Here is a 7193-nt window from a genome sequence, read left to right as displayed (position 1 = left end):
AGCCGGGCCGAGACGACGATGAAGACATAGGAGATCAGGAAGGTGCACTGGCCGATGATGATCGTTTTCAGCCCGAGTTCGATGCCGGCATTGACGAAGAAGATCAAGAGGGCGATGCCGAGCACGATGTCCGGCATCAGCATGGGCATGAACAGCGAGGCTCGATAGAAGCGGGCACCGAAGAAGGCATAGCGGTGCAAGGCGATGGCGAGTGCCGTGCCGAAGATGGTGGCGATTGCCGTGGTCGCCCCGGCGATGACGAGGCTGTTCCTGACGGCGCGCAGGAGCTGGTCGGTCGATTCGATATAAAGGGCGCTCTCCGAGATCGCGGTCTTGAAACCGAGGACCTGGGCATACCACTCGGTGGTGAAGCCGCTCCAGGTCATCATGTTCACCGGATTGGCGTTGAACGAATAGACCGCGATGACCGCGAGAGGCACATAGATGAAGGCGAAGAACAGGGCCGTATAGGCGACGAGGCCGCCACGGGCGAGGAAGCGAACGGCTTTCATGCGCCGCCTCCCTGGCTCGCCGCCGCGGGGCGGCGGCTGGAGGCGAAGACATAGACCATCAGCAGGACGAGCATCACGCTCATCACCATCATGGCGAGCGCCGAGCCGAAGGGCCAGTTGCGGGCGGAGAGGAATTGCTGCTCGATCAGGTTGCCGAGCATCATCACCTTGGCGCCGCCGAGAATGGCCGGCACCACGAAATTGCCGAGCGCCGGGATGAAGACGATCACCGCACCGCCGGCGATGCCGGGAGCGGTCAGAGGCAGGATGATGCGCAGGAATGTGCGGACCGGTCCGGCGCCGAGATCGAGCGAGGCGCGTACCAGCGTCCAGTCGAGCTTCTCCACGCTGGCATAGACGGGCATGAACATGAAGGGGATGTAGACATAGACCATGCCTAAGATAATGGCGCCGTCGGTGTAGATCAGATCGAGCGGACGGGCGATCAGTCCACTCGACAGCAGCGCCTCGTTGACCAGGCCGGTCTGGCGCAGGATCAGCACCCAGACGAACAGGCGCACGATCAGGCTGGTGAAGAAGGGCAGGGTGATCAGGAACAGGCAGAAATTCTTCCAGCGCGCCGGCAGGCCGGCGATGCAGAAGGCAGCCGGATAGCACACGATCAAGGCGGTCAGCACCGTGAAGGCGGCGATCTTCAGGGAGCGCAGGAAGATCGCGATGTAGATCGGATCAAATTCCTCGAAGGCCGGATCGGCAAAGCCGAGGATGCGCCCGAAATTATGCGGATAGAAGCTCCATTCCACCCCGCCATAGAGGCCCGGGGCGAGGAAACTGGTGACCATCATGATGGCAAGCGGCACCAGGAAGAAGAGCGCGAGGAAAACGCTGACAGGACCGAGCAGCAGGGAAAGTTCGATACGGCGGCGGCTGGCGATGGACATGTCAGGCGCTCGCGCTCGGCTCGATGAGATGGACGGCGCCGGGATCGTAGGAGATCCGCGCCCGGCGGCTTTGTTCGATGGCTCCGACGGCCTCGCGGCGCGTGGCGGGCACTTCGACCACGATCGGCCGGCCCTGGCCCGTATGCCCGAACAATTCGAAGGACGAACCCACGAAGACGATCTGCCTGAGCTCGATATCGAGGCCGGGAAGACTGGCGTCATCGTCTGCCAGGAGGAACTGCTCGGGGCGGATGAGGGCGGTGGCGCTGCCGGATGCCGATGTTCGTGCCGTACGATGGCGGATCGTCGTGCCCTCTTCCGTCACCAGTTCATCACCCCGGACCTCGCCTTCGAACAGGTTGCTGGCGCCCACGAAGGTAGCGACGAAAATATTGGCGGGGTGGTCGTAGACGTTGCGCGGCGTGTCGAGCTGCTGGATGCGGCCGCCTGAAAGCACGGCCACGCGATCGGACATGGTCAGGGCTTCCTGCTGGTCGTGGGTCACGAAGATGAAGGAGATGCCGAGCTCGTGCTGCAGCGTCTTGAGCTCGATCTGCATGGCCTGGCGCAGATTCTTGTCGAGCGCCGACAAGGGTTCGTCCAGAAGGACGAGCTTGGGCCGGGCGATGATGGCCCGGGCGAGGGCGACGCGCTGCTGCTGGCCGCCGGATAGCTGGCGCGGCCGCCGGCTTTCGGTACCTTCCAGGCCGACCATGCGCAATGCGGCGGTGACGCGCTGCAGGCGCTCGGCCTTGCCGACGCCGGCGATTTCGAGGGCATAGCCGGTGTTTTCGCCCACGGTCATATGCGGGAAGAGGGCGTAGTTCTGGAACACGGTATTGACGGGGCGGCGATAGGGCGGGCGCTCGGTCATGTCCTCCCCGTCGATGAGGATCCGTCCCGAATCGAGCTCGACGAAACCGCTGATGGCATGGAGCAAGGTGGTCTTGCCGCAGCCGGAGGGGCCAAGCAGCGTCAGGAACTCATTGCGGCGCACATCGAGATCGATCGCGTCCAGTGCCGTCACGCTGCGCCCTTCCGGGGTGGGGAAGGCCTTGGCCGCTCCCACCAGCCGGACGATCTGGTCCTGCATCTGTCTTCCCTCGGAATGTTATCAAAATAACTCTTGTTATGCTAAGATATTTGGATACCATTTATCGGGTGAAGTCAACGGCCGACAGAAGCCGTGGCCTGCAAAGCGCGAAGGAAAATCGGACCCTGGTGGTTCGTGCCGGGCGCAAGTCACCAGAGGAGAATTTCGATGACCAAGACCATTGATGCGGCCGGTCGAGGCCGGACGAAGCGGCGCGCCTGGTGCGCAGGCCTGGCCCTGTCGCTGGCGGCGCTGCTGACGGTGAGCGGCGCCCGAGCGGAGGAGCTCAACGTTTATAATTGGGGCGAATACATCAATCCGGCGGTGCTGAAGAAGTTCGAGGAGGAGACCAAGATCAAGGTCAATCTCTCGACCTATTCCTCCAACGAAGAGATGCTCGCCAAGATCCAGGGCGGGGCGACGGGCTACGACATCGTCTTTCCGTCGGTCCACATGCAGGACATCATGGACAAGCTCGGTCTCCTCGAGAAGACCGATATCGACACCTATGAGGGTTTCAAGAACATCGAACCCAGCTTCCTCAGGGCCAAGAGTGATCCGAAGGGCGAATATTGCCTGCCCTATGCCTTCGGTTCGGTCGGCATACTCTATAACCGCAAGGTGCTGGGCAAGGACATCACCGGCTGGAAGGATCTGCTTGCCACGGTGAAGGCGAAGGGCCTGAAATTCACCCTGCTCGACGACATGCGCGAGGTGCTCGCGGTCGGACTGATCCTCAACGGCCACAAAGTCAACTCGACCGATCCGGCCGAACTGCAGCAGGCGGCCGAGACCATGATCGCCATGAAGCCGCAGGTTGCCGCCTTCACCTATGACGCACGCCCGATGGTGGGGGCGGGCGATGTCGCTGCGGCGCATTTCTTCATCGGCGCGATGATCGACGTCTTCGGCAACCCCAAGGATCTCGGCTTCGTCATCCCGGAGGAGGGGGCCACCATGTATCAGGAGGATATCTGCGTCCTCAAATCGGCGCCGAACAAGCAGAACGCCATCAAGTTCCTGCAATTCTACACCCGGCCCGAGATTGCGGCCCTGAACGTCTCGCAGCAGACCAACGGCACGCCCAATCTGCCGGCCCGGCAATTGACCCCCGACAACATCAAGAATAGCAAGGAGATCAATCCGCCGCAGGAAACCATGCAGAGGTTGCAGATCTTTCAGGATCTCGGCCCCGGCATTCGCCAGCTGGACCGCGTCTGGACCAAGGTCAAGACGGCCCAGTGAGGCCGACGGCACGCCCTGGGGAGGTGATGTGGCGCAGCGTATCCTGAAGCTCCTGCAAGACGAGGCATTGCGGCGGTCGAAGTCCGACAAGCTGATCGCCAATTATCTCGAACGGAACATCGCCGATCTTCCGTTCGAGACCGCCAAGTCGATCGCCGAACGCCTCGAGCTCTCGCCGATGACGGTGGGGCGCTTTCTCCGGCGCATGGGCTTCGACGGCCTCGACCAGCTCAAGCGCGAATTGCGGCGCGGCAGCTCTAATCCGGCCTGGCAGGTGAAGGGGCCGGTCGACCGGCTGCGCGAAGATATCAGCGGCGGCAAGCTGCTGGCCGGCCTGATCCAGCAGCAGATCGACAATCTCGGCCAGATCTACGGGCTGACGACCTCGGCCGAATGGCAACAGACCATCGAGGCCCTGGTCGGCGCAAGCGAGGTCTATGTCGCCGCCTACCAGAATGTGCGGGGCATCGCCCAATATTTCGCCAGCCAGCTCTCCTACACGCGGCCGCGCGTGCAATTCGTTGACGGGCTGAACGGCACCTATGCCGAACTGCTCGACGGCTCGGTGAGCGGCAGGCTGCTCTTCCTGCACGACGTCCGCCGCTTCGCCTCCAAGGCACGGCCCTTGGCGGTCGAGGCGCGCCGCGCCGGCGTGAAGGTTGTCCTGATCACCGACGAGTTCTGTCCGTGGGGCGCGGAGGTTTCCGACATCTGCCTGGTGGTGCCGGGGTCCCACGGCCCGCTCTGGGACGGGGCGGCGACGATCACGGCCGTGCTCGACCTGATGCTGAGCAATGTCATCGTCGTGCTGGGCGAGGAGGTCAGCGAACGCGTCGAGGCGCTGACCCGCCTCCAGGACGTCTTCGGCGATTTCGAGACCTGAGCTTCGCCGCGGCGAATGTCCCGGTGCGCGGACCTCTCGTCCGCTCCTGGAAACGCCTCGTTTGCAGAGAAAAGGCGGACGGGACGTCCGCGCACCCGGAGAAGTGCTCCCCTGCCGGGCACTCCAGTGCTACTCGGTCTCAGATATCCACCAGTTCGCCGGCGAAGGCGGCCTGTTCCTGGATGAAGGCAAAACGGGCTTCAGGCTTGTTGCCCATCAGCCGTTCGACGGAAATCGAGGTCTCCGCGCGTTCCTCGTCGATCACCGTGACCTTGAGAAGTGTGCGCTTCTTGGGGTCCATGGTGGTTTCCTTCAGCTGAGCCGGCATCATCTCGCCCAGGCCCTTGAAGCGGCCGATCTCGATCTTCTGATTGGGCTTGAAGGCCGATTTCACCAATTCATCCTTGTGGGCATCGTCACGCGCATAGAGCGATTTGGTGCCTTGGGTCAGGCGATAGAGGGGCGGGGCGGCGAGATAAAGGTGCCCGCGCTCGATCAGGCGCGGCATCTGGCGCCAGAAGAAGGTGATCAGGAGCGAAGCGATATGGGCGCCGTCGACGTCGGCATCCGTCATGATGATGATCTTCTCGTAGCGCAGATCATCGTCGCGATATTGCGTACCCATGCCGCAGCCGAGCGCCTGCCCCAGATCCTGCAATTGCTGGTTCTGGGCGAGCTTGTCCTTGCCGGCATTGGCGACGTTGAGGATCTTGCCGCGCAAGGGGAGCACCGCCTGGTTGGCGCGGTCACGCGCCTGCTTGGCGGAGCCGCCGGCGGAATCACCTTCGACGATAAACAATTCAGAGCCTTGCGCGGCATTGTTCGAGCAATCCGCGAGTTTGCCGGGCAGGCGCAGCTTGCGCGTGGCGGTCTTGCGGGCCACGTCCTTCTCGGCCCGGCGGCGCAGGCGCTCCTCGGCCCTTTCGACCACGAAGTCGAGCAGCTTGGCGGCCTGGGAGGGCATCGAGGCCAGCCAATGGTCGAAGGCATCCTTCAAGGCCTGCTCGACGATGCGGCTGGCTTCCGTGGTCACCAGCTTGGCCTTGGTCTGGGACGAGAATTCCGGCTCGCGGATGAACACCGAGAGCATGGCGGCCGTGCAGGCCATCACGTCTTCGGTGGTGAGCTGGTTGGCGCGCTTGTTGCCGATCCGCTCGGCATGATCCTTCAGGCCGCGCAAGAGGGCGATGCGCAGGCCCGCCTCATGGGTACCGCCTTCGCGGGTGGGCACGGTGTTGCAATAGGAGGAGACATAGCCTTCGTCCTCGGCGAACCAGCCGATGGCCCATTCCACCGAACCGTGTCCCTCCGGCTTGGGCACGCGGCCGGAGAACATCTGCTCGGTGACGAGTTCGAGGCCCTCGCTGGCCGAGCGCAGATAGTCTTCCAGGCCTCGCGGGAATTTGAAGCTCTCCTCGGCCGGTACGTCGCTGTGGCCGGCCAGCAGTTCCGGCGCGCATTTCCAGCGGATCTCGACGCCGCGAAAGAGATAGGCCTTGGAGCGCGCCATCTTGAACAGGCGCATGGGATCGAAGGCGATGCCGTGCTTGAAGATCTCGATGTCCGGCTTGAAGCGCACGCGGGTGCCGCGGCGATTGGGGGCAGCACCGATGTGCTCGACCGGGCCGAGCGGCACGCCGCGGGCAAAACGCTGGCGGTGGAGTTCGCGCCCGCGCGCCACTTCCACCTCCATGAGCTCCGACAGGGCGGTCACCGCGGTGACGCCGATGCCGTGCAGGCCGCCGGAGGTCTGGTAGGCGTCGGAGTTGAACTTGCCGCCCGAATGCGGCCTGGTCATCACGACCTGCAGGGTCGACTCGTCCGGAAATTGGGGATGGGGCTCGACCGGGATACCGCGCCCATTGTCGGTGATCGAGACGAAGCCATCGGCGGTGAGCTCGACATCGATAAAGGTGGCGTGGCCGGCCACCGCCTCGTCCATCGAGTTGTCGATCACCTCGGCGAAGAGATGGTGCAGGCCGTCGCCTTCCGGCCCGGTCGAGCCGATATACATGCCGGGGCGCATGCGAATGGCTTCGATGCCCTCGAGCACGCGGATGGAGGAGGCGCCATAGCCGTCCTCGCCGCCTTTCGCCGCGGCGGGCTTGGGGGCAAGGCCCGCTTTCAAGGCGGCCGCGATCGACTGGGTCGAGGGGCGCTTCGTATTCTCAGCCTTGTCGGTGCTCGTCTTGGATTGGGCGGGCTTGTCGCTCCCGAACAGATCGGAGGTATCACTCATGCAGTCGGTATCTCGCACAATGCGTTTCGCTGAGCGGGTTATCCCTGATCGAATCGCAGGTTCGATCAGGGATAACCCGCAAGATTTCGGACATTTGCAGAGTTGGTGCGCTTCACTCACGAGTGAGTGAAGCGCACCAACTCTGCTTGGCGATTCGCAGTTCGGCTCATTATGGCATGTTCGTATCGCGGCCGCGAACGGATCGTAAACGGTGTTGTTGATGAATGTGGAATGGCACAATCTTTGGGCCTAATTCCGTCATGATTGGCAGGCTCTTTGAGCATTGTGGCATCAGGGCATGCCACTTATGGTAATGCCG

At 63.1% G+C, this 7193-nt stretch carries 6 protein-coding genes; 2 read left to right on the top strand and 4 right to left on the bottom strand.

What is annotated here, in order from left to right:
* The 3 genes from QM672_RS30925 to QM672_RS30915 all read right to left on the bottom strand — a co-directional run.
* The coding region (locus tag QM672_RS30925; RefSeq protein ID WP_415087194.1) for an ABC transporter permease at positions 1-512 on the bottom strand (512 nt) is incomplete at its 3' end.
* Positions 509-1414 (bottom strand): ABC transporter permease, encoded by a 906-nt coding sequence (locus QM672_RS30920; protein WP_415087192.1) that lies wholly within the window; start codon positions 1412-1414, stop codon positions 509-511. The genes QM672_RS30920 and QM672_RS30925, both read right to left, overlap by 4 nt.
* A gap of 1 nt (position 1415) precedes the next feature.
* Entirely contained in the window at positions 1416-2507 is a 1092-nt protein-coding gene (locus tag QM672_RS30915; protein ID WP_415087190.1) for an ABC transporter ATP-binding protein, read from the bottom strand.
* Positions 2508-2675: 168 nt separating this feature from the next.
* On the opposite strand from QM672_RS30915, the gene QM672_RS30910 reads away from it, so the two are divergent.
* Both QM672_RS30910 and QM672_RS30905 read left to right on the top strand, forming a co-directional pair.
* Positions 2676-3752, top strand: coding sequence for a spermidine/putrescine ABC transporter substrate-binding protein (locus QM672_RS30910; RefSeq protein WP_415087188.1), 1077 nt, complete (start codon positions 2676-2678; stop codon positions 3750-3752).
* Between the two features lie 28 nt (positions 3753-3780).
* Positions 3781-4635: a MurR/RpiR family transcriptional regulator gene (locus QM672_RS30905; protein WP_415087186.1), complete on the top strand. Its 855-nt coding sequence runs from the start codon at positions 3781-3783 to the stop codon at positions 4633-4635.
* Positions 4636-4774: 139 nt separating this feature from the next.
* Here the strand turns inward: QM672_RS30905 and parE are convergent, their stop codons facing one another.
* A complete protein-coding gene (parE, locus tag QM672_RS30900) occupies positions 4775-6874 on the bottom strand; it encodes a DNA topoisomerase IV subunit B (RefSeq protein WP_367622506.1) in 2100 nt (699 codons plus the stop codon).
* Positions 6875-7193: the final 319 nt, after the last annotated feature.

Source organism: Labrys sp. (in: a-proteobacteria) (genome assembly GCF_047605565.1).
GTDB classification, from domain to species: domain Bacteria; phylum Pseudomonadota; class Alphaproteobacteria; order Rhizobiales; family Labraceae; genus Labrys; species Labrys neptuniae.
This window is presented reverse-complemented; position numbering and strand designations above follow the sequence as displayed.